23 protein-coding genes are annotated in these 25567 nt (G+C 74.5%); 16 read left to right on the top strand and 7 right to left on the bottom strand.

Annotation, left to right across the window (positions count from 1 at the left end):
• Positions 1–128 precede the first annotated feature (128 nt).
• From ACWGSR_RS24860 to ACWGSR_RS24805, 12 genes are all read left to right on the top strand, one after another.
• The gene (locus ACWGSR_RS24860) at positions 129–1826 is read left to right on the top strand and encodes a nitrite/sulfite reductase (protein ID WP_376231917.1); all 1698 of its coding nucleotides are present in this window, start codon (positions 129–131) and stop codon (positions 1824–1826) included.
• Positions 1823–2002: a hypothetical protein gene (locus ACWGSR_RS24855; RefSeq protein ID WP_453569078.1), complete on the top strand. Its 180-nt coding sequence runs from the start codon at positions 1823–1825 to the stop codon at positions 2000–2002. The genes ACWGSR_RS24860 and ACWGSR_RS24855 overlap by 4 nt, the downstream gene beginning before the upstream one ends.
• Positions 1999–2706: a phosphoadenylyl-sulfate reductase gene (locus tag ACWGSR_RS24850; protein ID WP_376231921.1), complete on the top strand. Its 708-nt coding sequence runs from the start codon at positions 1999–2001 to the stop codon at positions 2704–2706. Before ACWGSR_RS24855 ends, ACWGSR_RS24850 begins: the two co-directional genes overlap by 4 nt.
• On the top strand, positions 2706–3287 hold the full coding sequence (gene cysC, locus ACWGSR_RS24845) for an adenylyl-sulfate kinase (protein WP_376231922.1): 582 nt from the start codon (positions 2706–2708) through the stop codon (positions 3285–3287). The genes ACWGSR_RS24850 and cysC overlap by 1 nt, the downstream gene beginning before the upstream one ends.
• Positions 3284–4219 carry a sulfate adenylyltransferase subunit CysD gene (cysD, locus tag ACWGSR_RS24840; RefSeq protein ID WP_453569075.1) on the top strand — a complete coding sequence of 312 codons (936 nt, stop codon included), beginning with the start codon at positions 3284–3286 and terminating at the stop codon, positions 4217–4219. Before cysC ends, cysD begins: the two co-directional genes overlap by 4 nt.
• A complete protein-coding gene (locus ACWGSR_RS24835) occupies positions 4219–5562 on the top strand; it encodes a sulfate adenylyltransferase subunit 1 (protein ID WP_453569073.1) in 1344 nt (447 codons plus the stop codon). The genes cysD and ACWGSR_RS24835 overlap by 1 nt, the downstream gene beginning before the upstream one ends.
• 220 nt (positions 5563–5782) lie before the next feature.
• Positions 5783–6913, top strand: a complete 1131-nt coding sequence (locus ACWGSR_RS24830) for an aliphatic sulfonate ABC transporter substrate-binding protein (RefSeq protein ID WP_453569155.1) — start codon at positions 5783–5785, stop codon at positions 6911–6913.
• 37 nt (positions 6914–6950) lie between these two features.
• Positions 6951–7745: an ABC transporter ATP-binding protein gene (locus tag ACWGSR_RS24825; RefSeq protein ID WP_376231929.1), complete on the top strand. Its 795-nt coding sequence runs from the start codon at positions 6951–6953 to the stop codon at positions 7743–7745.
• The gene (locus ACWGSR_RS24820) at positions 7732–8619 is read left to right on the top strand and encodes an ABC transporter permease (protein WP_366378433.1); all 888 of its coding nucleotides are present in this window, start codon (positions 7732–7734) and stop codon (positions 8617–8619) included. The genes ACWGSR_RS24825 and ACWGSR_RS24820 overlap by 14 nt, the downstream gene beginning before the upstream one ends.
• Before the next feature lie 37 nt (positions 8620–8656).
• Positions 8657–9394 (top strand): sirohydrochlorin chelatase, encoded by a 738-nt coding sequence (locus ACWGSR_RS24815; protein ID WP_453569153.1) that lies wholly within the window; start codon positions 8657–8659, stop codon positions 9392–9394.
• A gap of 181 nt (positions 9395–9575) precedes the next feature.
• Positions 9576–10790 (top strand): lycopene cyclase family protein, encoded by a 1215-nt coding sequence (locus tag ACWGSR_RS24810; protein ID WP_453569071.1) that lies wholly within the window; start codon positions 9576–9578, stop codon positions 10788–10790.
• A gap of 28 nt (positions 10791–10818) precedes the next feature.
• Positions 10819–12396, top strand: coding sequence for an FAD-dependent oxidoreductase (locus ACWGSR_RS24805; protein ID WP_453569151.1), 1578 nt, complete (start codon positions 10819–10821; stop codon positions 12394–12396).
• A gap of 42 nt (positions 12397–12438) precedes the next feature.
• Here ACWGSR_RS24805 and ACWGSR_RS24800 read toward each other — a convergent pair whose 3' ends face one another.
• The 4 genes from ACWGSR_RS24800 to ACWGSR_RS24785 are packed head-to-tail and all read right to left on the bottom strand — an operon-like array spanning position 12439 to position 17265.
• The gene (locus ACWGSR_RS24800) at positions 12439–13425 is read right to left on the bottom strand and encodes a DUF5914 domain-containing protein (RefSeq protein WP_453569149.1); all 987 of its coding nucleotides are present in this window, start codon (positions 13423–13425) and stop codon (positions 12439–12441) included.
• 5 nt (positions 13426–13430) lie between these two features.
• Positions 13431–14537 (bottom strand): phytoene/squalene synthase family protein, encoded by a 1107-nt coding sequence (locus tag ACWGSR_RS24795; protein WP_453569069.1) that lies wholly within the window; start codon positions 14535–14537, stop codon positions 13431–13433.
• A complete protein-coding gene (gene crtI / locus ACWGSR_RS24790) occupies positions 14534–16090 on the bottom strand; it encodes a phytoene desaturase family protein (RefSeq protein ID WP_453569067.1) in 1557 nt (518 codons plus the stop codon). The genes ACWGSR_RS24795 and crtI overlap by 4 nt, the downstream gene beginning before the upstream one ends.
• Positions 16087–17265, bottom strand: a complete 1179-nt coding sequence (locus ACWGSR_RS24785; RefSeq protein WP_453569065.1) for a polyprenyl synthetase family protein — start codon at positions 17263–17265, stop codon at positions 16087–16089. The genes crtI and ACWGSR_RS24785 overlap by 4 nt, the downstream gene beginning before the upstream one ends.
• Positions 17266–17486: 221 nt before the next feature.
• Here ACWGSR_RS24785 and ACWGSR_RS24780 point away from each other — a divergent pair, with 221 nt between their 5' ends.
• Positions 17487–18194, top strand: a complete 708-nt coding sequence (locus ACWGSR_RS24780) for a methyltransferase domain-containing protein (RefSeq protein ID WP_376231938.1) — start codon at positions 17487–17489, stop codon at positions 18192–18194.
• 452 nt (positions 18195–18646) lie between these two features.
• The gene (locus tag ACWGSR_RS24775) at positions 18647–20275 is read left to right on the top strand and encodes an FAD-binding oxidoreductase (protein ID WP_453569063.1); all 1629 of its coding nucleotides are present in this window, start codon (positions 18647–18649) and stop codon (positions 20273–20275) included.
• A gap of 91 nt (positions 20276–20366) precedes the next feature.
• On the opposite strand, the gene ACWGSR_RS24770 is transcribed toward ACWGSR_RS24775, so the two are convergent.
• Positions 20367–20921, bottom strand: a complete 555-nt coding sequence (locus ACWGSR_RS24770) for a DUF1697 domain-containing protein (protein WP_376231941.1) — start codon at positions 20919–20921, stop codon at positions 20367–20369.
• 303 nt (positions 20922–21224) lie between these two features.
• On the opposite strand from ACWGSR_RS24770, the gene ACWGSR_RS24765 reads away from it, so the two are divergent.
• Positions 21225–22082, top strand: a complete 858-nt coding sequence (locus ACWGSR_RS24765; protein WP_453569061.1) for a phosphotransferase enzyme family protein — start codon at positions 21225–21227, stop codon at positions 22080–22082.
• A gap of 75 nt (positions 22083–22157) precedes the next feature.
• Positions 22158–22985, top strand: a complete 828-nt coding sequence (locus tag ACWGSR_RS24760; RefSeq protein WP_453569059.1) for an alpha/beta fold hydrolase — start codon at positions 22158–22160, stop codon at positions 22983–22985.
• 63 nt (positions 22986–23048) lie between these two features.
• Here ACWGSR_RS24760 and ACWGSR_RS24755 read toward each other — a convergent pair whose 3' ends face one another.
• Positions 23049–23774, bottom strand: a complete 726-nt coding sequence (locus ACWGSR_RS24755) for a 3'-5' exonuclease (protein ID WP_376231945.1) — start codon at positions 23772–23774, stop codon at positions 23049–23051.
• A 90-nt stretch (positions 23775–23864) separates the two neighbouring features.
• Positions 23865–25079 carry an SAV2148 family HEPN domain-containing protein gene (locus ACWGSR_RS24750; protein ID WP_453569147.1) on the bottom strand — a complete coding sequence of 405 codons (1215 nt, stop codon included), beginning with the start codon at positions 25077–25079 and terminating at the stop codon, positions 23865–23867.
• Between the last annotated feature and the right edge of the window lie 488 nt (positions 25080–25567).

Genomic DNA, 25567 nt, shown 5'->3' with positions numbered 1-25567 from the left:
CACCGCCGCGATCACCCTTTCCACCCGACTCTGCCCCACCCTGCTGCGCACTGCCGCGCCACCCTCTGCTCCGAGCGCGAGTGTGCAGGTCAGAGCCGCCCTCTCGCAGTCCCGAAGGACGAAACGCCATGGCCGCCACCCCGGAAAACCCCACCCCCGCCGCCGCCCGCCGCAAGGTCGGACGTCACCGCGGCGAGGGTCAGTGGGCCGTGGGGCACTTCACCCCCCTCAACGGCAATGAGCAGTTCAAGAAGGACGACGACGGTCTCAATGTGCGGACACGCATTGAGACGGTCTACTCGAAGCGCGGCTTCGACTCCATCGACCCCAACGACCTGCGCGGACGCATGCGCTGGTGGGGTCTCTACACCCAGCGCAAGCAGGGCCTCGACGGCACCAAGACGGGCGTCCTGGAGCCGGAGGAACTGGACGACGAGTACTTCATGCTCCGGGTCCGCATCGACGGCGGCCGGCTGACCACCGAGCAGCTGCGGGTCGTCGGCGAGATCTCCGAGGAGTTCGCCCGGGGCACCGCCGACATCACGGACCGGCAGAACGTCCAGTACCACTGGATCCGCATCGAGGACGTCCCCGAGATCTGGAACCGCCTGGAGGCGGTCGGCCTGTCCACCACCGAGGCCTGCGGCGACACCCCGCGCGTCATCCTCGGCTCCCCCGTCGCCGGCATCGCCGCCGACGAGATCATCGACGGCACGCCCGCCATCGACGAGATCTACCGCCGGATCGTCGGCAACAAGGACTTCTCCAACCTGCCCCGCAAGTTCAAGTCCGCGATCTCCGGCTCGCCGCTGCTCGACGTGGCGCACGAGATCAACGACATCGCCTTCGTCGGCGTGCGCCACCCGGAGCACGGCCCCGGCTTCGACGTGTGGGTCGGCGGCGGCCTCTCCACCAACCCCAAGCTCGGCGTCCGCCTCGGCACCTGGGTCTCGCTCGACGAGGTGCCCGACGTGTACGAGGGCGTCATCTCGATCTTCCGCGACTACGGCTACCGCCGGCTGCGCAACCGCGCCCGTCTGAAGTTCCTCGTCGCCGACTGGGGCCCGGAGAAGTTCCGGCAGGTCCTGGAGGACGAGTACCTGAAGCGGAAGCTGACGGACGGCCCGGCCCCCGAGCAGCCCGCCGGCCGCTGGCGCGACCACGTCGGCGTGCACCGGCAGAAGGACGGCCGGTTCTACGTCGGCTTCGCACCCCGCGTCGGCCGCGTCGACGGCGCCACCCTGACGAAGATCGCCGAGGTCGCCGAGGCGCACGGCTCCGGCCGGGTCCGCACCACCGCCGAGCAGAAGATGCTCGTCCTCGACATCGAGGAGAACCAGGTCGACTCGCTGGTCGCCGCCCTGGAGTCGCTCGACCTGCGGGTCACCCCCTCGCCCTTCCGGCGCGGCACGATGGCCTGCACCGGCATCGAGTTCTGCAAGCTGGCGATCGTCGAGACGAAGGGCCGCGGCTCCTCGCTCATCGACGAACTGGAGCGCCGCGTCCCGGACTTCGACGAGCCGCTGACCATCAACATCAACGGCTGCCCGAACGCCTGCGCCCGCATCCAGGTCGCGGACATCGGCCTCAAGGGCCAGCTCGTCCTGGACGACGAGGGCAACCGCGTCGAGGGCTACCAGGTGCACCTGGGCGGCGCGCTCGGCCTGGAGGCCGGTTTCGGCCGCAAGGTCCGCGGCCTCAAGGTCACCGCGGCCGAGCTCCCCGACTACGTGGAGCGGGTCCTCAAGCGCTTCCAGGCGGAGCGCGAGACCGGCGAGCGCTTCGCGACCTGGGCGGCCCGCGCCTCCGAGGAGGCCCTGTCGTGAGCGAGCGCGCCGCACCGTTCTTCTGCCCCTACTGCGGCGACGAGGACCTGCGTCCCAACGAGCAGGGTCACGGCGCCTGGGAATGCGCCGCGTGCAGCCGGGCCTTCCAGTTGAAGTTCCTGGGGCTGCTCGCCCCGGGGACTTCGGGCAATCCTTCTGGAAGGGACGAGACATGACGATCGCTCAGGACGTCACCGCGGCCGACCTCAAGGCACTCGCCGAACGGGCCGGCCGCGAGCTGGAGGACGCCCCCGCAACGGAGATCCTCCGCTGGGCCGTCGACACCTTCGGCGAGCGCTTCTGCGTCACCTCCTCCATGGAGGACGCGGTCGTCGCCCACCTCGCCTCCCGGGTCCGCCCCGGCGTGGACGTCGTCTTCCTCGACACGGGCTACCACTTCGAGGAGACCATCGGCACCCGTGACGCCGTGGACGCCGTCATGGACGTCAACGTCATCACCCTGACGCCCCGCCGGACGGTGGCCGAGCAGGACGCCGAGTACGGTCCGAAGCTGCACGACCGCGATCCCGACCGGTGCTGCGCGCTGCGCAAGGTCGCCCCCCTCGAAGAGGGCCTGACCGCGTACCGCGCGTGGGCCACCGGTCTGCGCCGCGACGAGTCCCCGACGCGGGCGAACACCCCGGTCGTCGGCTGGGACGAGAAGCGCCGCAAGGTGAAGGTCTCGCCCATCGCCCGCTGGACCCAGGACGACGTCGACGCGTACGTCGCGGAGCACGGCGTCCTCACCAACCCGCTCCTCATGGACGGGTACGCCTCCGTCGGCTGCGCCCCCTGCACCCGCCGGGTCCTGGAGGGCGAGGACGCCCGCGCCGGACGCTGGGCGGGCCGCGCCAAGACCGAGTGCGGACTGCACGGCTGATGACCACGACCCCCCGCCCCCCTTCAGAGACCTCCCGGGAGAACCACGTGACCGGTGCCACCATCTGGCTCACCGGCCTGCCGAGCGCCGGCAAGACGACCATCGCGTACGAGCTGGCCGGACGGCTGCGCGGCGAGGGCCACCGCGTCGAGGTCCTCGACGGCGACGAGATCCGCGAGTTCCTCTCGGCGGGCCTCGGCTTCACCCGCGAGGACCGGCACACCAACGTGCAGCGGATCGGCTTCGTCGCCGAGCTCCTCGCCTCCCACGGCGTGAAGGTCCTGGTGCCGGTCATCGCCCCGTACGCCGACAGCCGCGAGGCCGTCCGCAAGCGCCACCACGCCGAGGGCACCGCCTTCGTCGAGGTGCACGTGGCCACCCCCGTCGAGGTCTGCTCCGTCCGCGACGTGAAGGGCCTGTACGCCAAGCAGGCGGCGGGCGAGATCAGCGGCCTCACCGGGGTCGACGACCCGTACGAGGCCCCCGAGGCGCCCGACCTGCGGATCGAGTCCCAGAACCAGACCGTGCAGGAGTCCGCGGCGCAGCTCCACGCGCTGCTCACCGAGAAGGGTCTGCTGTGACCACTGTCGCCCACGTCCACGACACGACCGACGGCTCGTTCGCGCTGTCGCACCTGGACTCCCTGGAGTCCGAGGCGGTGCACATCTTCCGCGAGGTGGCGGGGGAGTTCGAGCGGCCGGTGATCCTCTTCTCCGGCGGCAAGGACTCCATCGTCATGCTGCACCTGGCGCTGAAGGCGTTCGCGCCCGCGCCGGTGCCGTTCACGCTGCTCCACGTCGACACCGGGCACAACTTCCCCGAGGTCATCGAGTACCGCGACCGCACGGTCGAGCAGCACGGGCTGCGGCTGCACGTCGCCTCCGTGCAGGAGTACATCGACGCCGGAAAGCTCCGCGAGCGCCCCGACGGCACCCGCAACCCGCTGCAGACCGTGCCGCTGACCGAGGCCATCCAGGAGCACCGGTTCGACGCCGTCTTCGGCGGCGGGCGGCGCGACGAGGAGAAGGCCCGCGCCAAGGAGCGCGTCTTCTCCCTGCGCGACGAGTTCTCGCAGTGGGACCCGCGCCGCCAGCGCCCCGAGCTGTGGCAGCTCTACAACGGCCGCCACGCCCCCGGCGAGCACGTCCGCGTCTTCCCGCTGTCCAACTGGACCGAGCTGGACGTCTGGCAGTACATCCAGCGGGAGCGGATCGAGCTGCCGGAGATCTACTTCGCGCACGAGCGCGAGGTGTTCGCCCGCAGCGGCATGTGGCTGACCGCCGGCGAGTGGGGCGGCCCGAAGGAGACCGAGACGGTCGAGACCCGGCTGATCCGCTACCGGACCGTCGGCGACATGTCCTGCACCGGCGCCGTCGACTCCGACGCCACCACGCTCGACGCGGTGATCGCGGAGATCGCCGCCTCCCGGCTCACCGAGCGGGGCGCCACCCGGGCCGACGACAAGCTGTCCGAGGCCGCGATGGAAGACCGCAAGCGCGAAGGGTACTTCTAATGAGCACGTCCACCGAGCAGCCGGCCGACCTGGCGGCGGCCACCACCCTGCTGCGCTTCGCGACCGCCGGTTCCGTCGACGACGGCAAGTCCACCCTGGTGGGCCGGCTCCTGCACGACTCCAAGTCGGTCCTGGCCGACCAGCTGGAGGCCGTGGAGCACGCCTCGCGCTCCCGCGGCCAGGAGGCGCCCGACCTGGCGCTGCTCACCGACGGCCTGCGGGCCGAGCGCGAGCAGGGCATCACCATCGACGTGGCCTACCGCTACTTCGCCACCGCCCGGCGCCGGTTCATCCTCGCCGACACCCCCGGGCACGTGCAGTACACCCGGAACATGGTCACCGGCGCCTCGACCGCCGAGCTGGCCGTGGTCCTGGTCGACGCCCGCAACGGCGTCGTGGAGCAGACCCGCCGGCACGCCGCCGTCGCCGCCCTGCTCCGCGTCCCGCACGTGGTCCTGGCCGTGAACAAGATGGACCTCGTCGACTACGCCGAGCCCGTCTTCGCCGCCATCGCCGAGGAGTTCACCACGTACGCCTCCGAGCTGGGCGTCCCGGAGATCACGGCGATCCCGATCTCGGCGCTGGCCGGCGACAACGTCGTGGAGCCGTCGGCGAACATGGACTGGTACGGCGGTCCGACGGTCCTGGAGCACCTGGAGACGGTCCCGGTCAGCCACGACCTGACGGCCTGCCACGCCCGCTTCCCCGTGCAGTACGTGATCCGGCCGCAGACCGCCGAGCACCCCGACTACCGGGGCTACGCCGGCCAGATCGCCGCCGGGGCCTTCCGGGTCGGCGAGGAGGTCACCGTACTGCCCTCCGGGAAGACCTCCACGATCACGGCGATCGACGCGCTCGGCGAGGCCGTCGACATCGCGTGGGCGCCGCAGTCGGTGACGATCCGGCTCGCGGACGACATCGACGTCTCGCGCGGCGACCTGCTCGCCCCGACCGGCGACGCCCCGGCCACCAGCCAGGACGTCGAGGCGACCGTCTGCCACGTGGCGGACCGGCCGCTCGCGGTCGGCCAGCGGGTCCTGCTCAAGCACACCACCCGCACGGTCAAGGCGATCGTCAAGGACATCCCCTCGCGGCTGACCCTGGACGACCTCTCCCAGCACCCGGACCCCGGGCAGCTGGTCGCCAACGACATCGGCCGTGTGGTGGTCCGCACGGCCGAACCGCTCGCGCTGGACGCGTACGCGGACTCACGCCGCACCGGTTCGTTCCTGCTGATCGACCCGGCGGACGGCACCACGCTCGCGGCCGGCATGGCGGGCGAGTCCTTCGCCACCGCCAAGGCCGTCGCGGCGACCGAGGACGAGGAAGGATGGGACTTCTAGACATGCTCTCCGACATCTACTCGACCTTCGCGAAGGAGGGGGGCCGCGTCGGCAGCGGCACCCTCGGCAGCGGCCAGGGAGGGGTGGCGCGATGTGCGCGATGACGTACGCGCACCGCTTGCGCGCCCGCACCCCCCACGAGCCGTACCCGCCCCTGTCCCACCGCCGAAGACGTGTGTCATGAGACCACGTGCCGAGAGGAAAGCCTCGCGTGTCTGCCATCGGAAATTCCCGCACCACCCGTAAGACGCTGCGCAGCGGCATCGTCGCCGCCGCCGCCCTGCCCCTGCTGATCGGCACGCTCGCCTCGTGCGGCTACGGCTCCGACGCGAAGAAGGACGAGTCCTCCGACAAGAAGGCTCCGGTCGCGGCCGACGCGAAGAAGCTCTCCGCCTCCGAGGTGCGGATCGGCTACTTCCCGAACCTGACGCACGCCACCGCGCTGATCGGCGTCCAGGACGGACTGATCCAGAAGGAGCTGGGCGCCACCACGCTGAAGCCCCAGACCTTCAACGCCGGCCCGTCCGAGATCGAGGCGCTCAACGGCGGCTCCCTCGACATCGGCTTCATCGGCCCCTCGCCCTCCATCAACGCGTACGTCAAGTCCAAGGGCCAGAACCTGCGGATCGTCTCCGGCTCCGCCTCCGGCGGCGTGAAGCTGGTCGTGAACCCGGCGAAGATCAAGACCCTGGACGACCTCAAGGGCAAGAAGATCGCCACCCCGCAGAAGGGGAACACGCAGGACGTCGCGCTCCTCAACTGGATCTCCGAGAAGGGCTGGAAGGTCGACCCCGAGTCCGGCAAGGGCGACGTCTCGGTCGTCCGCACGGACAACAAGGTCACCCCGGACGCCTTCAAGTCCGGCTCGATCGACGGTGCCTGGGTGCCCGAGCCGACCGCGTCCAAGCTGGTCTCCCAGGGCGGGTCCGTCCTCCTGGACGAGACCAGCCTGTGGCCCGACAAGAAGTTCGTGATCACGAACATCATCGTGTCGCAGAAGTTCCTCGCGGAGCACCCGGACGTCGTCGAGGCCGTCCTCAAGGGGACGGTGAAGACCAACGAGTGGATCAACGCCAACCCGGACAAGGCGAAGGAGTCCGCCAACGCGGCCCTGAAGAGCCTCGGCGGCAAGGCCCTGGACGCCAAGGTCATCGACCCGGCGTGGCCCAGCATCGCGATCACCGACGACCCGCTGGCCACGACGCTGAAGACCCAGTCCGAGTGGGCCGTCAAGGCCGGGCTCATCAAGCAGCCCGACCTGGCCGGCATCTACGACCTGACGCTCCTCAACAAGGTGCTGAAGGCCGCCGGCAAGCCCGAGGTCTCCGACGCCGGTCTCGGCGCCAAGTAACCGACGGCGAATCCACGAACCCCAGGAGGTGACGACCATGGCCACGACGCTCGCCAAGGCGGCCGAGGGCACGGCGGCGGAGCGGACGCACGCCGCCCGGATCGAGCACGTCTCGAAGTCCTTCACCGGCCCGGCCGGTACCCAGCTCGTCCTGGACGACGTCAGCCTCGACGTCGCGCCCGGCGAGTTCGTCACCATCCTGGGGGCCTCGGGGTGTGGCAAGTCCACGCTCCTGAACCTGGTCGCGGGACTGGACCGGCCGACCCAGGGGTCCATCGCGACCCCGGGCGGCCGGCCGGCCCTGATGTTCCAGGAGCACGCCCTCTTCCCGTGGCTGACCGCGGGCAAGAACATCGAACTCGCCCTGCGGCTGCGCGGAGTGCCCCGGGCCGAGCGCGGGACGGAGGCCGAGCGGCTGCTCGAACTCGTCCGGCTCGGCGGCGCGTACGGCAAGCGGGTGCACGAGCTGTCCGGCGGCATGCGGCAGCGGGTGGCCCTCGCCCGGGCGCTCGCCCAGGACAGCCAGCTCCTGCTGATGGACGAGCCGTTCGCGGCCCTGGACGCCATCACGCGCGACGTGCTGCACGGCGAGCTCACCCGCATCTGGGAGGAGACGAACCTCTCCGTCCTCTTCGTCACCCACAACGTGCGCGAGGCCGTCCGCCTCGCCCAGCGCGTGGTCCTGCTCTCCTCCCGGCCCGGCCGGGTGGCCAAGGAGTGGACCGTGGACATCCCGCAGCCGCGCCGCATCGAGGACGCGAACGTGGCCGAGCTGTCCGTCGAGATCACTGAACACCTGCGTGGGGAGATCCGCCGCCATGGCCAGCACTGACACCGCCCCGAAGGCCAAGGCGGACGACCTCGCCGGTCTGGAGGCCGGGCTCGACGCCCTGGACGCGGTCGAGATCCGCCGCACCCCGGTCCGCGAGGTCCTCGTCAAGAAGGTCCTCCCGCCCGCCCTCGCCGTCACCCTGGTCCTCGCCGTCTGGCAGGTCCTCGTCTCCGCGGGGATCACCGAGGAGACCAAGCTGCCCGCGCCGTCCGCGGTGTGGGACGGCCTGGTCGACATGTGGCTCCAGGGCACCCTCCTGGAGGTCATCTGGACCAGCGTGTCCCGGGGCCTGGCGGGCTTCCTGCTCGCCCTCGCCATCGGCACCCCGCTGGGCCTGCTCGTGGCCCGGGTGAAGTTCGTGCGCGCCGCGATCGGTCCGATCCTGTCCGGTCTGCAGTCGCTGCCCTCGGTGGCGTGGGTGCCGCCGGCCGTGCTCTGGTTCGGCCTGAACGACGCGATGATGTTCACCGTCATCCTGCTCGGCGCCGTCCCGTCCATCGCCAACGGACTGGTCTCCGGCGTGGACCAGGTCCCGCCGCTGTTCCTGCGGGCCGGCCGCACCATGGGCGCCACCGGTCTCAAGGGCACCTGGCACGTGGTCCTCCCGGCCGCGCTGCCCGGCTACCTGGCGGGCCTGAAGCAGGGCTGGGCGTTCTCCTGGCGCTCGCTGATGGCCGCGGAGATCATCGCCTCCTCCCCCGACCTGGGCCTCGGCCTGGGCCAGCTCCTGGAGAACGGCCGCAACAACATCGACCTGCCCGGCGTGTTCCTGGCGATCCTGCTGATCCTGATCGTCGGCATCGCGATCGACCTGCTGATCTTCAGCCCGCTGGAGCGGTGGGTGCTCCGCAGCCGCGGCCTGCTCGTGAAGTGAGCTCTGAACCACCGTGAACCACCCCTCCGTCCTCCTCATGATCGCCCACGGCAGCCGCGACCCGCGGCACGCGGCCACCGTCCAGGCGCTGGTGCGCCGGGCCGGTGCGCTGCGGCCGGGGCTGCGCGTGGAGACGGCGTTCCTGGACTTCAACCTGCCGTCGGTGACGGGGGTCCTGGACCGGCTCGCCGCCGAGGGGGTACGGGACGTGGTGGCGCTGCCGCTGCTCCTGACCCGCGCCTTCCACGCGAAGGCGGACGTGCCGGCCGTCCTGCGGCAGGCCCCCGCCGCGCTGCGGATCCGGCAGGCGGAGGTCCTGGGCCCGTCGCCGCTGCTCGTCGCGGCGGTGGAACGGCGGCTGTACGAGGCCGGGCTCGCGCCCGGCGACAAGAGCGCGACCGGGGTCGTCCTGGCCTCGGCGGGCTCCACCGACCCGGAGGCGATCGCGGTGATCGCAGAAACGGCGCGGGAGCTGCGGCGCACCGGTTGGTGCTCCGTGCGGCCCGCGTTCGCCTCCGCTGTGACTGCCGGGGGCTTCCCCCGTACGGAAGACGCCGTACGGACGCTGCGCGCCGAGCCGGGCGTGCGGCAGGTGGCGGTCGCCCCGTACGTGATCGCGCCGGGACGCCTCCCGGACCGGATCGCCGCGGGCGCGGCGGAGGCGGACGTCCTGGCGGACGTCCTGGGCCCCTCGCCCGAGCTGGCCCGACTGCTGCTCGCCCGGTACGACGGGGCGGCGCGGGCGGCCGAGCGGGTGACGGCGGCGGCCGGCTGAGCCGACCCGGCCCATGAGGGGCCCGTCACCCGGCCCCGAACTTTCGCGACACCTCTCCTCCCTCCGCATCCGCCGCCCCCCGATGGGCCGAATGCAGCACGGGGCCACGCATCGCCCCCGTTCCCGGGTACACCCACCGGGACCGCTTCCGAGGTGACGTGAGGGGAGGTGACGGACGCCCGTGGACACCGGCACCGAGGTGGTCGTCGTCGGGGGCGGCGCGGCCGGGCTCTCCCTCGCGTGGCGGCTGCTCGCGCCCCCGGACGGCGTCCCCGCCCCCCGCGTCACCCTCGTCGAGGCCCCGCCGGGCCCGCTGCGGCCCCCGGAGCGCACCTGGTGCTTCTGGGAGGCGGGGTCCGGCGCGTACGACCCTTTCCTGACCGCGAGTTGGGGCGGGCTCCGGGTGCGGGGCCCGGACGGGGACGGTCCCGTGCGGTCCCTCGGCGGCCTGCGGTACAAGATGCTGCGTTCCGGGGAGTTCGAGCGGGGCCTGCGGCCGAGGCTCTCCGCGCTGCGCCGGGTCGAGGCCGTCGTGGAGGAGGTGGCCGACGGGCCGGGCGGCGCCGTCGTGGTCTGCCGCGCGGCCGACGGGACCGTCTCGCGGCTCCCGGCCCGCTGGGTCTTCGACTCCCGGCCGCCCGCCGCCGCGCCGCCCGCCCGCACCGCCCTGCTCCAGCACTTCCGGGGCTGGTTCGTGCGGACCGAGCGGCCGGTGTTCGCGCCGGACGTCGTCGAGCTGATGGACTTCCGCACGCCCCAGCCGGCGCACGGCCTCTCCTTCGGCTACGTCCTGCCCACCGGCCCGTACGAGGCGCTCGTCGAGTACACCGAGTTCGGCCGGGCCCCGCTGACGCCCGCAGCCTACGACCGGGCCCTGGCCCGGTACACCCGGGACGTGCTGCGGCTCGGCCCCTTCCGGGTGCTCGACACCGAGCAGGGGGTCATCCCGATGAGCGACGGCCGCCACCCCCGCGAGGCCGGCCGGCACGTCTTCCGGGTCGGGGCGGCGGGCGGGGCCGTCCGTCCCTCCACCGGGTACGCCTTCGCGGCGATCCAGCGGCAGGCACGCGCCGTCGCGGACGCCCTGCACCGGGGCCGCCGCCCGGTGCCCCCGTCCGCGTACTCCTCCCGGGCGCTCGCGATGGACTCCGTCCTGCTGCGCGGCCTCGACACGGGACGGATCGACGGCCCGGCCTTCTTCACCGGGCTCTTCGCCCGCGTCCCCTGCGAGCGCCTGCTCCGCTTCCTGGACGGTGCCACCGGCCCGGCCGAGGAGTTCTCCATCGGGCTGCGCACGCCCGTCCCCGCCATGCTCCGCACGGCGGCCGAAGTCCCCCTACTCCCCCGGCGCCCCCGCCCGGGACCGCACCAGGAGGCCCCCGATGACAGGTCGTGACCACCCCTCGGCCCCGGAGCGGTCCCCGATGACCGGTCGTGACCACCACGCGGCCCCGGAGCGGCCCCCGGTGCCGCGCCGCGGCCGCGACCGCCGGGCGGCCGTCCTGCCCGCGCACCCCGGACGGGACCGGGCGGGCCGGGACGGGCCGCGCTGCGCGGTCGTCGGGGGCGGGATCGCGGGGATCGCCGCCGCGACCGTCCTCGCGGAGCGCGGGGTCCGCGTCACCCTGTACGAGCGCGAGGCGTCGCTCGGCGGCCGGCTCGCCGGGTGGCCCGTGGAGCTCGCGGACGGCTCCGCCGCGACGATGAGCCGGGGCTTCCACGCCTTCTTCCGGCAGTACTACAACCTGCGCGGGCTGCTCAGGCGCGTCGATCCGGGTCTGGAGCGGCTGCGGCCGCTGCCCGACTACCCCCTGCTGCACGGCTCGGGCCTGTACGACAGCTTCGCGCGCGTGCCCCGCACGCCGCCGTGGAGCGCCGTGGGCTTCGCCGCGCTCAGCCCCTCCTTCGGCGCGCGGGACCTGGCCCGGATGAACCCCCGGGCCGCGCTGCCCCTCCTGGACGTGCGCCTGCCCGGCGTCCACCGGCGGTACGACGACGTGAGCGCGCGGGAGCTGCTCGACCGGATCCGCTTCCCGGAGAAGGCCCGGCACCTCGCGTTCGAGGTCTTCTCCCGCAGCTTCTTCGCCGACCCCGGGGAGCTGTCGGCGGCCGAACTCGCCCTGATGTTCCACATCTACTTCCTGGGCTCCTCCGAGGGGCTGCTCTTCGACGTGCCCGACGAGCCCTATCCGCAGGCCCTGTGGGACCCCCTCGCCCGCTACCTGGAGGGTCACGGCGTCGACATCCGCGCCGGCGCCCCCGTCGCCCGGATCGACTCCTCGCCGGGCGGGGGCCACCTGGTGCACGGCCCGAGCGGGACGGAGCGCGTCGACGCGGTGGTCCTCGCGCTCGACACCGGCGGGCTCCGGGCCGTCGCGGCGGCCTCGCCCTCGCTGTGCGACGAGTCCTGGCGCGCCCGGGTCGCCGCGCTGCGCACGGCCCCGCCGTTCCTGGTCACCCGGCTCTGGCTGGACCGTCCCGTGGCCCCCGACCGGCCCGGCTTCCTCGGGACCGGCGGCCACGGCCCGCTGGACAACATCAGCGTCCTCGACCGGTGGGAGGGCGAGGCCGCCCGCTGGGCCGGGAAGACCGGCGGCTCCGTGGTCGAGCTGCACGCCTACGCGGCGGACGCGGCGGCGGGTCCGGAACCGGTCGCGCGGGAGCTGGTCGAACGCCTCCACCGCGTGTACCCGGAGACGGCGGCCGCGCGGATCGTCGACCGGCGCGACGAGTGGCGGCGGGACTGCCCGCTCTTCGCCGTCGGGAGCCACGCGGACCGGCCCTCGGTCGACACCCCCGACCCCACCGTCACCGTCGCCGGGGACCTGGTCCGCACCGACCTCCCGGTGGCGCTGATGGAACGGGCCGCCACCACGGGCTTCCTGGCCGCCAACGCGCACCTGTGGCGCTGGGGCCTGCGGGGCCAGACGCTGTGGACGGTGCCCCGGCGGGGCCGGTCGGCGGTCCTGAGGGCGGCGGCCCGGGCGTACGGGGAGTACTGAACCGGCCGCTGTACGGGAAGTCCCGGGCCCCAACGCCGTACGTCAGCCCGGGAACAGCCCCCGCGCCCGCAGGGACCAGCGCCGTTCGGCGTACGCCAGGTCGTCGCGCCACAGGCGGGCCGCCGCCGCCCGCATCGCCGGGCGGAGGAGCGGCGTCGCCAGGCGGGCCACGGCGAAGCCCCGCCGGTCCGAGCCGGCGACGACGGCCTCCACGACGGCCGTGCGGGGGCGCCGGGCGCCGGGCGGGGTCAGGGGCGTCGCGTGCGTCTCGACCACCGATCCCGTCCCCTCGCCCGCCGTGATCCGCATGACGACCGTCCTCGGGCCGGGCGCGGTGAAGACGGCCCGGACGGGCACCACGACCCGCCCGGCGACCTTGAACGACACCTCCACCTCCAGCTCGTCGTCCTCCTCCGTCGGGGTGCGCAGCACCTCCAGGTCGACGAAGGAGTACGGGTGGAGCCAGGCGCCGTGCCAGGGGTCGAGCCGGTTGGCGACGACGTCCTCCGGTTCGCAGGTGCCCACGCCCGTGTAGACGGCGGCGACCGCCCCGTCCGCGGGCGGGCGTCCGGGCACGAGGGGCCGCTCCGTCGGGGGCTCGCCGCCCGCCCGGTCGAGCCTGACCCAGAGCAGCGTCCCGTCGTCGTGGACGGGCCACGGTGCCCAGCCCGCGAAGGGGCCGCCGTCCAGGGCGAGTCCGTGCCAGTGGCAGATCAGCGTCCCGCACCGCACGACGCTGTCCTTGAGCGGCGCCCCCAGGTGCGGGCAGGCCCCCGGGCCCGCGTGGGGCGTGCCCCCGTCGTCGCGCCACAGGACCACCTCGGTGCCCGCGACGGTCCGTCCGAGCGGCCTGCCGTCCTTGAGGTCGCGGCTGCCGCCGACGACGAACCAGTTGCCCGAGGGGCGGGTCCGGGCGCGGTCGAGGGCCTCGGCGATCAGGGCCGGTTTGGCGTCCCGCCAGGTCGGCCGCTGCCGCTCCCAGGCGACGGCGTTCCGGCGCAGCCGCAGCGGGATCTCCGGCCTCCGCATCGCGCTCACCGCTCACCGCCCCCCGTCGTCCCTGCCGTCCCCATCGTCCCCGTCGTGTGCGTCGTGTGCGTCGTGTCCGCCGTCCGCGTCGCGCGGTCGAGTTCGGCCCCGCTCCTCGCCCACGTCCTGCGCACCTCCGTGCGCGGCACGGCCGGGACGGCGGGGGCGGTGCGGGCGCGCTCCGGCAGGGTGCGGGCGGCGAGGGCGCCCACCAGGCCGCGCGCCGCCACGGCCGCCCGGCGGCGGCGGCCGACGACCGCCCGGCGGTGCACCGCCGCGTACCCGTCCCGCTCGATGGCCGCCAGGATGTCGCGGTACAGCACGAAGGCGGTCCGCACACAGGGCGCCGAGACGGGGGCGAGCCGGGCGATGCCGGGCTCGGCCTCGCGGTAGACGCCCCGGGTCAGGGCGGCGGCGGCCCGCAGCGCGGCGGTGATCCGGGGGTCCCGGCAGCCGGTCATCCTGCTCCACATCAGCAGGTCGGGATCGACGCCGTACGCGGCGAGGAGGTCCAGGGGCAGGTAGACGCGGCCCCGGTCGAGGTCCTCGCCCACGTCCCGGAGGAAGTTGGTGAGCTGGAAGGCCCGGCCGAGGGCCGCCGCGTACGGCTCGGCCTCCGCGCGGGGGACGACGGTCCCGAGGACGGGGACCATCTGGAGTCCGATGACGGCCGCCGAGCCGTGCATGTAGGCGTGGAGGTCGGCGTACGTCGCGTACCGCTCGACCGTCAGGTCGCTGCGCATCGACGCCAGGAAGTCGGTGAAGTGGCGTTCGGGGATGTGGTGGCGGGCGCGGGCGTCGGCCGCCGCCATGACCACCGGTTCGCGGACCTCCCCGCCCTGGACGGCGTGCCGCCACTGACTCTCCAGGACGTCCAGGGCGGCGGAGCGCTCCTCCGTCGTCGCGTCGGTGCCCAAGTCGTCGACGATGTCGTCGGCGCGCCGCGCGAAGCCGTACAGGGCGTGGACGGCCGAGCGCCGGTCGACGGGCAGGAGGCGGGTGGCCAGGAAGTACGTCCTGCCGTGGCGGGCGTTCAGGCGCCGGCAGGCGGTGTACGCGGCCCGCAGGCGCGGGTCGGTGATGCCGGCCGCGTCCAGCTCCCGGGCCGTCATCGCGCGGCTCCGCTCGCGCCGGGCATCCGCGTCCGGTCCGCCGTCGGTGGCGCGGGGCGCCGGCCGGGTCGGGCGGGGCCGCCGGTGATCCGGGCCGCCGCGAGCTTCCCGGAGAGGAGCACCGTGGGGACGCCCACGCCGGGGGTGGTGCCGCAGCCGGCGAGGACGGCGTTGGCCGTGCTCCGCACCAGGTTCCGGGGCCGGAAGGGGCCGGTCTGGGCGAAGGTGTGGGCGGCGGAGAAGGGGGTGCCGGCGGCGTGCCCCCGTGCCGTCCAGTCCGCCGGGGTCACCAGGGCCTCCTCCTCGATCGCGTCGCCGAAGCCGTCGAGGCCCCGGCGTTCGAGCTCGCGGACGAGCGCGTCGCGGTAGCGCGGTCCGAGTTCGCCCCAGTGGGCGGCGTCCGGTCCGACGCGGGTGTTCGGGCAGGGGGCGAGGACGTAGTGCAGGTGGCGGCCGGGCGGGGCGAGCGCGGGGTCGGTGGCCGTGGGCCGGGTGACGAGGAGCGAGGGGTCGCTCATCAGGCGGCCCCGGTCGATCAGTTCGTGGAAGGTGCCCTCCCACGCGTGCCCGAAGGAGATCGTGTGGTGGGCCAGCCGGTCCCAGGTGCGGTCCGTCCCGGCGTGGATCACGACCGCGCTCGGGGAGTGCCGCAGCCGGACGGGGCGGCGGGGTTCGCGGCCGAGGAGGCCGTAGGCGACGGGCAGGTCCGGGGTGAGGACCACCGCGTCGCAGGGGATCCGGCCGTGTTCGGTGAGGACGGCGGTGACGCGCTCGCCCCGGCGTTCGAGCGCGGTGACCGGCTCGTCGTACCGGACGGTGCCGCCGGCCCGTACCACCGCGTCCGCCATGGCCGCCGGTACGGCGTGCATCCCGCCGCGCGGGAAGTACACCCCGGCGACGGTGTCCATGTAGGCGATCACCGCGTAGGCCGCGAGGGCCCGCGAGGGCGCCACGCCCGCGTACAGGGCCTGGAAGGAGAAGACGCGCCGCAGCCGCTCGTCCGACAGGAAGCGGCCCACGGCCCGGTCGAGCCGGCCGAAGCCGCCGAGGGCGGCGAGCCGGGCGAGGTCGGGGTGGAGGAGCTGGGCGGGCGAGTCGAAGTTGGCGTCGATGAAGCGGCGCTTCTGGAGCCCGTACAGCTCCTCCAGCCAGCGGCGCAGCCGCCGGTACCCCTCGGCCTCGCGGGGCCCGGCGAAGGCGGCGACCTCGGCCTCCATGGCATCGGCGTCGGTGTGCACGTCGAAGCGGGTGCCGTCGGCGAACAGGGCCCGGTAGGCCGGGTGGAGCGGGACGAGGTCGACCCGGGCGCGCAGGGAGTCCCCGACCGCCCGGAAGGCCTCGTCGAGGAGGTCGGGCATGGTGAGGACGGTCGGCCCGGTGTCCGTCCGGTAGCCGCCGAGGTCGAGGCGGCCGGCGCGGCCGCCCGGGAGCGGGTCGCTCTCGACGACGGTCACCCGGCGTCCGGCGCCGAGGAGGTGGAGGGCGGCGGCGAGCCCGGAGAGGCCCGCGCCCACCACGACGACGTGGTCCGTCGGTCCCGTGATCGTCCTCACCGGGCCTCCCCGATCAGGACCGGAAGGGTGGGCGGGACGGCGGGCGCGGGTGGCGCGGGCGGTTCCGGCGGGGCGGTGGCGCGTCCCGGTTCCAGTCCGCAGGCCGCTCCGAAGAGCTCTCCGATCCGGTCCGCGGCCCCCTGCGCGAGCCCGGCGCGCGCCACCGTCTCCGCGCCCCGGGCGCACAGCTCCTCGACCCGCCGGGCGACCCGGTCCCGGGCCCCGCAGGCGACGAGCAGGTCGAGCGCGCGGTCCACGTCCTCCTCGGTCGTACGGGCTCCGCCGGTGATCCGCTCCAGGAGTCCGAGCCCCGCCCGGTCCCCCAGCTCGGCGCACCGCTCCCCGGCGACGGCCAGGAGGTAGGTCGCCTTCCCCTCCCGGATGTCCTCGCCGACCGGCTTACCGGTGGCCGCCGGGTCGCCGAAGGCGCCCCGCACGTCGTCGTGGAGCTGGAAGGCGAGCCCGGCGGACCGCCCCGCCTCGCGGAGCGCGCGGACCGTTCCCTCGGGCGCTCCGGCGAGCGTGGCGCCCAGGGCCAGGGGGTGTCCCATCGAGTAGAGGGCCGTCTTCAGGACGGCCGTGCGCGCCGCCCGTTCGGCCGAGCCGTCGCCCGTGACCTGGCCGCGCAGGTCGAGGTACTGGCCCGCGACCATCTCCGTGCGCATCACCCGCCAGACCCCGGCGGCCCGGGGTGCCGACTGCAGCCCCGCCACGGACTCGACGAAGGCGTCGTCGGCCCAGGCGAGGGCCAGGTCGCCGGCGAGGACGGCGGCGGCGCCGCCGAACGTGCCGCAGGGCAGCGCGCGCTCCCCGGTGCCGAGCAGCGCGTCGAGCTGCACGTGCACGGCGGGGCGGCCCCGGCGCAGGGGCGAGCCGTCCATCACGTCGTCGTGGATCAGGGCGCACGTCTGGATCAGTTCGAGGGCCGCCGCGACTCCGAGGGCCGCCGGTGTCTCGCGCGCCCCGCCGCCGCTGCCCCGCATCGCCCACCACAGGAACTCGGCGCGCAGCCGCCTGCCGCCGCCCAGGGCGAAGGCCGCCACCCGGTCGGCGATGTCGGACGCGAAGTCCGGGTCGGCGTCCGCCGCGTCGGCCGCCCGCTGCCGGAGGACGGCGGCGAGGTGGTCCTCGACGGCGGCCGGCACCCCCTCGTCTACCTGAAGTGGATCGGGCACGCGCATCGGTTCACCCCTCGCTCGCCGGGCGGCATCTCTTCGTCCTCACGGGTCATTCAGTACCGCCGGGGGCATCGGATGCACCGTTCCTTGGGCCGCCCGGCCCAATGACCGCCCGGCGCCGCGCGTGTCCGCCCCCCGGACGGGCGACACTACGGGCGGAGCCCGGTGCGGGAGCCCCCGGCGAGCCGGTGCGGGAATCCATGACGGAGGAGCAGGCCATGACCTTGTTGCGGGACGCCGACCTCGCCCACGCCTTCGACCGCGCCTCGCGGACCTACGACCGGATGACCTCGGCGAGCCCCGGCTACCACCGGCACCTGCTCCGCTCCGCCCGCCGCCTCGCCCTGCCCGGCGCGGGCCGCGGGTGGTCGGTGCTCGACCTCGGCTGCGGTACGGGGGCGTCGACGCGGGCGCTGCTCCGGGCCGCGCCCGGGGCGTCCGTCACCGGGGTCGACGCGTCCGCCGGGATGCTCGACCGGGCGCGGGGCAAGCCGTGGCCGCCCGGGGTCTCCTTCGTGCACGCGCCCGTGGAGGGTTTGGCGGAGGCCGGGGTGCGCGGCCCGTACGACGCGGTCTTCGCCGCCTACCTGTTCCGCAACGTCGCGGATCCCGACGGGGCCCTCGACCGGGTGCGGGAGGTCCTGCGGCCGGGCGGACGCCTGGTCGTCCACGAGTACGCCCTCGGGGGCCGGGCCGCCCACCGGGCGGTGTGGTCGGCGGTGATGGGCGCGGTCGTCGTGCCGTGGGGGCGCCGCCACGGGGACGAGGTGCTCTACCGGCACCTGTGGCGCAGCGTCCTGGCCTTCGACACCGCGCCCGCCTTCGCCGGCCGGCTGCGCCGCGCGGGCTTCACGGACGTGCGGGCGCTGCCGCAGCCGGGCTGGCAGACGGGCATCACGCACACGTTCGTCGGGGTGAGGCCGTAGGGCCCGTACGGCCCTGGTCCGCCGTGCCGAGGCCCTTTCCTCGGGGTCGGCCCACCGGTGGAGGACGGATGAAGGAGACGCGGAAGGCCACGTGGGCGGGCCGGGCCTGCCTGATGAAGCCGGCCAGGTCGTCCCGCTCCAGCTCCGGGACATGGTCACGTCCTGTCCGCCGAACGGGTACTCGCTCGGGTCGCGTTCCTGCCGGAAGGTCCCGGGCACCTTCGCCTGGGACCAGTACGCGTCGCCGACCCCCTCCACGGATCTGTCGCTCCGGGTGACACCGGTCGCGTCGACGAACTCCAGGCGCCGGGGAATTCCGCGGCGGACCACCCCGGTGGATCACCTCTGTGGATCTTCTCGCCCGCGGTCGTCGCCGGTCTTGTCCCCGGGCCCGCCCCGTGCGAATGTGACCGGCAGGTAACTTACCCGGCGTCCGGATCGGCGGTGCGTTCATGAGGGGCACGACGCGTTCGTGGTGGGGATGGGGGAACGAGGAGGACGCGGTGACGGGCCGGGAACGGGAGGAACTCGCCCGCCGCACCGTCGCGATGCTGCCGGGAGCCGACCCGACCGTGCACGAGCCCCCCGCGATCGAGTCGTTCGGCATCGGCCGGAGCAGGATCGAGCCACCGCCGGCCCTGGCGCCGATCGCCTCCGAGGACGTGCGCGACCGGCTCGCGCACAGCCACGGACAGGCGTTCCGCGACGTGGTGCGGGCGCTGCTCGGGCAGTTGCCCCACGTGCCCGACCTCGTGGTGCGCCCGACCTCGGAGGAGCAGGTCGTCGACGTCCTGGACTGGTGCGGCGGCGCGGGCGTCGCCGTCGTCCCCTTCGGCGGCGGCTCGTCCGTGGTGGGCGGCGTCGAACCCCGCGTGGGCGACGACTACGCCGGGACGGTCAGCCTGGACCTGGGCGCGATGGACCGGGTCCTGGAGGTCGACCGCACCAGCCGGGCCGCGCTCGTCCAGGCCGGGGTCCTCGGCCCGCACCTGGAGGAGCAGTTGCGCCCGTCGGGCCACACGCTCCGGTTCTTCCCCCAGTCCTTCGAGTTCTCCACCCTCGGCGGCTGGCTGGCCACCCGGGCGGGAGGGCATTTCGCGACGCGCCTCACCCACATCGACGACCTCGTCGAATCGCTGCGGGTCGTCACCCCCCGCGGCGTCGTGGAGTCCCGCCGGCTCCCGGCCTCGGGCGCCGGGCCGTCCCCCGACCGGATGTTCCTCGGCTCGGAGGGGTCGCTCGGCGTCATCACGCAGGCCTGGGTCCGCCTCCAGGACCGGCCCCGGTGGCGCGCGGACGCCTCGGTGGGGTTCGCGGACCACGACGCGGGCGTACGGGCGGTGCGCGCCCTCTCCCAGTCCGGCCTGGACCCGGCCAACTGCCGCCTCCTGGACCCCGTCGAGGCCTTCGTCAACGCCGGGTCGCCCACCGCCGTCCTGGTGCTCGGCTTCGAGTCCGCCGACCATCCCGTACACGCGTGGATGGAACGCGCCCTGGAACTGTGCCGGGACCACGGCGGCACCCTGTCCGAGCCGGCGCGCCACACCGACGCCGCCGACCGGTCCGCGCGCACCGGGGCGGCCGGCACCTGGCGGGACTCCTTCCTGCGCATGCCCTACCAGCGGGACGCCCTCGCCGCCCAGGGCATGATCGTGGAGACCTTCGAGACGGCCTGCACCTGGGACCGGTTCGACGCCCTGCGCGCGTCCGTCGACGCCGCGGCCCGCGACGCCCTGCGCCAGGTCGGCGCGGAGGGCGTGGTGACCTGCCGCTTCACCCACGTCTATCCCGACGGCCCCGCACCGTACTTCGGGATCTACGCCACGGGCCGGTGGGGCGACACCGTACGGCAGTGGGACGAGATCAAGCAGGCGGTCTCCGAGGCGCTCGTCACCGGCGGCGCCACCATCACCCACCACCACGCGGTGGGCCGCGACCACCGGCCCTGGTACGACCGGCAGCGCCCCGACCTCTTCGCCGCCGCCCTGCGGGCCGGAAAGGCGGTCCTGGACCCGGCCGGGATCCTGAACCCGGGGGTCCTCGTCGACCCCCTGCGCCCCGGGGCGGCCCTGCCGGGATGAGCCCCGGGCGTACGGCGTCGTCGTCGGCCCTGCCCGAACGAGCCACGGGCGGGCCGCCGTCGGAGGCGCCGGCCGCCCTCGGGTCGCCCCCTCAGCCCTCCCGGGTCAGCTCCACCAGCTTGAGGACCGTGTTCCAGTTGCGGGCGGTGACCACCAACCCCTCGGAGAGGGCGGGCCGGGAGACGACCTCGCCCAGCCTGGACCTGCCGAGGCCGTCGGGGACGTAGAGGTAGAGGACCCGGTCGCCGAGGGCGAAGGCCTCGGGACGGTAGGCCTCCTGGTCGATCGCGGCGAAGCGCTCGGCGTCGGGAGGGCCCGAGAAGTAGAGGGCGTGGAGCTGCCTGCCCTCGATCCCGGCGGTGGGGAACGGGCAGGCGTCGGCGACGGCGGCGAGGTAGGAGCCGTCCCGGACGAGGCAGTCGACGCGGAACCCGAACCGGTCCTCGATCGCGGCTTCGAGCGCGGCCGTCAGCTCGTCCTCCGAGGCCCCCGTGTCCGTGGTGAAGACCGCGTTCCCGCTCTGGAGGTGGGTGCGGACGCCTCCGTGGCCGAGGCCTTCGAGGAGGGAACGGAGCTCCGCCATGGGGACCTTCCGGTGCCCGCTCACGTTGATGCCCCGCAGCAGCGCCGCGTATGTCTGCGTCATGGCCCCAACCTACGGCCCGGACCCGCCGTCGCGGTCGTTCCCCTGGTCGCGGTCGTTCCCCTGGTCCGGGCGCGAAAGGGCCACCGCGCCTCGTGGGGGGCGGCACGGTGGCCGGTTCGAACACTGTCCGATGAAGGGGGGCGGGAGAAGGACCTTCACCCTACTGTGACTTTTTCAACAAGGTTTCGTAATGACGGGCCGTCCGCGAACCGTCCATTTGCTCCGATAGCGGGCGGGCGCCCGGTCGCCGCGCCCGGGCGGATGCGAGACTTCGACGCGAACGCACAGGTGAGGGAGAGGTCGATGGACGAGGCGCGGGCACGGGAGGTCCTGGACGGGGCGGGGCTGCCGGCCGGGGAGGCCGAGCTCCTCGCGCTCGGGGAGAACGCGGTCTTCGCCGTGGGCGACCTGGTGGTGAAGGTCGGCCGGGACGCCGAGCTGCTCGGACGGGCGGAACGGGAGCTGGCGCTCGCCGCCTGGCTCGCGGAGGCCGGTGTCCCGGCCGTGCGGGCGGCGGAGGAGGGGCCCCGGCTCGTGGCGGGACACCCCGTCACCCTCTGGCACCGGCTGCCCGGGGCGGTCCGGCCGCCCGAGCCCCGGGACCTCGCCCCGCTGCTGCGCCGGGTCCACGCCCTGCCGGAGCCGGAGGGCTTCGCGCTCCCCCGCCGCGAGCTGCTCGGCGGCGTCGAGCGGTGGCTGCGGCTCGCGGGGGACGCGATCGACCCGGCGGACGCGGCCTTCCTGCGCGAGCGGCGCGACTCCTTCGCCCCGGCGGCGGCCGCCCTGACCCCGCACCTGGCCCCGGGCCCGATCCACGGGGACGCCCTGCCCCGGAACGTCCACGTCGGCCCCGACGGCCCGGTCCTGGTCGACCTGGAGACCTTCTCCTCGGACCTGCGCGAGCACGACCTCGTCGTCCTGGCCCTCTCCCGGGACCGGTACGGCCTCGACCCGGCCGCGTACGACGCCTTCACGGAGGCGTACGGCTGGGACGTGCGGGAGTGGGAGGGGTGCGCGGTGCTGCGCGGAGCGCGGGAGACCGCGAGCTGCGCGTGGGTGGCCCAGCACGCGCCGACGAACCCGAAGGCGCTGGCCGAGTTCGAGCGGCGGGTGGCCTCGCTGCGGGACGGCGACCCGGAGGTGCGCTGGTACCCGTTCTGACCCGCACCCGACCGGGGCACGCCCGCTCTGCCATCATGATCCCGTCGAACCGGACGACGGGACCAGGGAGTTGCGATGCGGGTGGAGCTGTCGGACGTCACGCTGGACGTCGAGGTGAGCGGTGAGGGCCCGGCCGTGCTGCTTGTGCACGGCTTCCCCGACAGCCGCCACCTGTGGCGCCACCAGGTCCCGGCCCTGACCTCGGCGGGCTTCCGGTGCGTGGTCCCCACCCTGCGGGGCTTCGGCGCGTCGGACCGGCCCGGGGGCGGCCCGGAGGCGTACCACCCGGCGAAGCACGCCGGCGACCTGCTCGAACTCCTCGCCCGGCTGGACGTGGACCGGTTCCACCTGGTCGGCCACGACTGGGGCTCGGGCGTGGCCCAGGGCCTCGCCCACGCGGTGACGGACCGGGTGCGGAGCCTGACCCTGCTGTCGGTGGGGCACCTGACGGCGAACCTGGAGGCGGGCTGGGAGCAGCGGCAGCGCTCCTGGTACATGCTGCTGTTCCAGCTCGCCGGGGTCGCCGAGGACTGGCTCGCGCGGAACGACTTCGCGCAGCTGCGCGAGATGCTGGCCGAGCACCCGGACGCGGAGTCGGTGATCGAGCCGCTGCGGGCGCCGGGCGCGCTGACGGCCGCGCTGAACATCTACCGGGCGGGGCTGCCGCCGGAGGCCCTGTTCGGCGCGGACAGGTCGGCGCCGCCGCTTCCGGAGGCCGTTCCGGTGATGGGCGTCTGGTCGACGGGCGACCGCTTCCTCACCGAGCGCTCGATGTCCCGTACGGGCGAGCACGTCGCCGGGAGCTGGCGCTACGAGCGGGTCGAGGACGCGGGCCACTGGCTCCAGCTCGACCGGCCGGAGAAGGTGAACGAGCTGCTGCTCTCCTTCCTCAAGGAGAACTAGCCGCAAGGAGCACCGGCCGTGAGGAGAACCGGTCGCGAGGAGAACCGGTCGTCCCGACGGCCCCTAGCGCGCCGGGACGACCGCGTCGCGCAGGGGCCACGCGGTCTCGACGACCGCGTCCGCGTTCCCCTTGCGGCGCAGGAAGGCCTGGAAGTCCTCGGCCCAGGCGCGGTACCAGTCGATCTGGCGCGCGTGGAGCTCGGCCGGGTTCAGCTCGGCGACCCGCCGGTGCCGCTCGGCTATCGCCACGGCGACCCGGACGGCGGCGAGCGCGTCGGCGGCGGCCTCGTGCGCGGATTCGAGGACGACGTCGTACTCCGCGCAGACCGCCTCCAGGTTCCGCTTGCCGCGCCGGTAGCGGTCGACGGCGCGGTCGATGGTGTACGGGTCGACGACCGGGCCGATCTCCGTCCCGCCGAGCCGCTCCTCCATCGAGGGCAGTCCGTGGCGGCGCAGCTCGGCGGCGAGGAGCGTGAGGTCGAACGAGGCGTTGTACGCCACGACCGGGACGCCGTCCTCCCAGTACTCCGCGAGGGCCCGCGCGATCTCGTCGGCCACCTCGCCCACCGGCCGGCCCTCGGCCGTCGCGCGCTCGGTGGTGATGCCGTGGATCGCGGCGGCCTGCTCCGGGATCTCGACCCCCGGGTCGGCGAGCCAGTCCCGCCGCCGCGCGACGCGTCCCCCGCCCTCGACCTCCACGACCGAGGCCGTCACGATGCGGGCCTCCAGCGGGTCGGTGCCGGTCGTCTCCAGGTCGAAGCCGACCAGCGTCTCGCCGTGCCAAGCCATCGGGTCCTCCTTACGTGATCTCCCCCGTGGTACTGACCACCCTCGCACGCGGGACTGACAACCGCCTCGGGTCCCCCTCGTACCGGGGGATCAGGAGACGGGCCGGGAGTCGAGCCAGACGGATTCGAACTCCTCCCGGTACGTCTCGAACAGTCCGTGGTCCCCGTCGCGGGCGTGCCGGTCGTGGCGGACCACGTTCCGGCCGCCGCCGCGCAGCACCAGGACGGGGGCCTCCATGCCCCGGGCGCGGCGCAGGTAGGACTGGACGACGCCGACCCCGTCGGGGCCGTCGCCGTCCACCAGGTAGGCGGTGAAGCGGGGGGTCTCGTCGAAGACGTGGATCTGGAAGGCGCCCGGGTCGCGGAGCTTGGAGCGGACCCGGCGCATGTGCAGGATGTTCATCTCGACCGAGCGGCTCAGCTCGCCCTTCTTGAGGCCGAGTTCGCGCTCGCGGCGCTTGACGGCGCTGCTCGCGGGGTTGAGGAAGAGGAGCCGGGTCCGGCAGCCGGACTCGGCGAGGCGCACCATGCGGCGCCCGGAGAAGTTCTGCACGAGCAGGTTCAGGCCTATGCCGGTGGCGTCGAGGCGGCGGGCGCCGCCGAAGAGGTCCTCGGCGGGGAGCTGCCGCTGGAGCCGGACCCGGTCGGGGTGGACCTGCACCACGTCCGCGTACCGGTCGCCGACGAGGTCCTCGACGGCGTCCACGGGCAGCCGGTCGGCGGACGGGACCCCGGCCCCGCTGCCGAGGATCTCCAGGATGCGGGCGGAGGCGCGTTCGGACTGGGCGAGGACGGTCAGCGAGAGGGCCCGGTTGCGGGAGACCACGTTGCGCGTGACCTCCAGCTCGTCGAGGGCGAGCTCGACCTCGCGCCGGTCGTCGAAGTAGGGCTCGAAGCAGGGCCAGTGCTGCACCATCAGCTCGCGGAGCTGCGGGAGGGTGAGGAAGCTCAGGACGTTGTCGTCGGCCGGGTCGAGGAGGTAGCCCTTGCGGCGCGAGACCTCGCGCACGGCGACCGCGCGCTGCACCCACTCCTGGCCGGCCGGGCCGGCGGCGGCGACCACCCACTCCTCGCCGTGGACCGGTTCGTACACGGGCCGCAGGACGGCGGCGACGACGGCCCGCAGGCGCTGTTCGACGAGATTCAGCCAGATGTAGGCGCGGCCGGCGCGCTGGGCCCGGGTGCGGACCTCGCTCCAGGCCTCGGCGTCCCAGTCGAGCTCGGCCCCTATCTCGACCGGCCTGGTCACGGCGACGGTGCCGGGCGGCGCACCGGCCCCCGAGGGCGCGCCCGCGCCCGGCGGCACACCGGCCCCCGGGGGTGCGGCCGCTCCGGGCGGCGCCTCGGCGGGGCCGGCCGGACCTCCGTCCCGATCCGCGTCCCCTGGGGGCAGCTCCAGACCTCCCGAGCTCACCCGCGCACCGCCTTCTGCTCCTGGACACTCGTTTCGACCACTCCGACAACGATCAAGGAAGGGTACTCCGGGAGCGGGAGGCGGTGCAGCAGGATCGTCAGGCTCCTTCCTCAACTGCCCAGCCGGAAGCGCCCGTTCCACGGGGCGAGATCGGGTGGAGTGAGCGGATTCATAGCGGTTGCGCCCCGGGGTGCCGGCGGGGGCCGGGCGGTGGGCCGGGGCCGGGCGCCGGGCGCCGCCCGGGGCGACGCGGCGGAACCCGATGTTGACTCCGGAGGCGGTCCGTCCGGAGTCTCCCGAGTTGCCCGTTCCCTCGACTGGCGGGATGTCATTTCGTACACATTTCCTCCCCGTCCCCCGCACGGTCGGCGGTCACCCGG

The organism is Streptomyces sp. NPDC055632, assembly GCF_053618675.1.
The sequence above is the reverse complement of the archived record's forward strand: the minus strand, read 5'-3'. Positions and strand labels throughout refer to the sequence as shown.

Bases quoted from the DNA above. Each gene is read 5' to 3' on its own strand.
- ACWGSR_RS24770 (WP_376231941.1), bottom strand. From the start codon at position 20,921: ATGACGCAGACATACGCGGCGCTGCTGCGGGGCATCAACGTGAGCGGG.
- ACWGSR_RS24820 (WP_366378433.1), top strand. From the start codon at position 7,732: ATGGCCAGCACTGACACCGCCCCGAAGGCCAAGGCGGACGACCTCGCC.
- ACWGSR_RS24805 (WP_453569151.1), top strand. From the start codon at position 10,819: ATGACCGGTCGTGACCACCACGCGGCCCCGGAGCGGCCCCCGGTGCCG.
- ACWGSR_RS24755 (WP_376231945.1), bottom strand. From the start codon at position 23,774: ATGGCTTGGCACGGCGAGACGCTGGTCGGCTTCGACCTGGAGACGACC.
- ACWGSR_RS24780 (WP_376231938.1), top strand. From the start codon at position 17,487: ATGACCTTGTTGCGGGACGCCGACCTCGCCCACGCCTTCGACCGCGCC.
- ACWGSR_RS24825 (WP_376231929.1), top strand. From the start codon at position 6,951: ATGGCCACGACGCTCGCCAAGGCGGCCGAGGGCACGGCGGCGGAGCGG.
- ACWGSR_RS24795 (WP_453569069.1), bottom strand. From the start codon at position 14,537: ATGACGGCCCGGGAGCTGGACGCGGCCGGCATCACCGACCCGCGCCTG.
- ACWGSR_RS24860 (WP_376231917.1), top strand. From the start codon at position 129: ATGGCCGCCACCCCGGAAAACCCCACCCCCGCCGCCGCCCGCCGCAAG.
- ACWGSR_RS24760 (WP_453569059.1), top strand. From the start codon at position 22,158: ATGCGGGTGGAGCTGTCGGACGTCACGCTGGACGTCGAGGTGAGCGGT.
- ACWGSR_RS24835 (WP_453569073.1), top strand. From the start codon at position 4,219: ATGAGCACGTCCACCGAGCAGCCGGCCGACCTGGCGGCGGCCACCACC.
- ACWGSR_RS24775 (WP_453569063.1), top strand. From the start codon at position 18,647: ATGAGGGGCACGACGCGTTCGTGGTGGGGATGGGGGAACGAGGAGGAC.
- ACWGSR_RS24800 (WP_453569149.1), bottom strand. From the start codon at position 13,425: ATGCGGAGGCCGGAGATCCCGCTGCGGCTGCGCCGGAACGCCGTCGCC.
- cysC (WP_376231922.1), top strand. From the start codon at position 2,706: ATGACCACGACCCCCCGCCCCCCTTCAGAGACCTCCCGGGAGAACCAC.
- ACWGSR_RS24850 (WP_376231921.1), top strand. From the start codon at position 1,999: ATGACGATCGCTCAGGACGTCACCGCGGCCGACCTCAAGGCACTCGCC.
- ACWGSR_RS24765 (WP_453569061.1), top strand. From the start codon at position 21,225: ATGGACGAGGCGCGGGCACGGGAGGTCCTGGACGGGGCGGGGCTGCCG.
- ACWGSR_RS24815 (WP_453569153.1), top strand. From the start codon at position 8,657: ATGATCGCCCACGGCAGCCGCGACCCGCGGCACGCGGCCACCGTCCAG.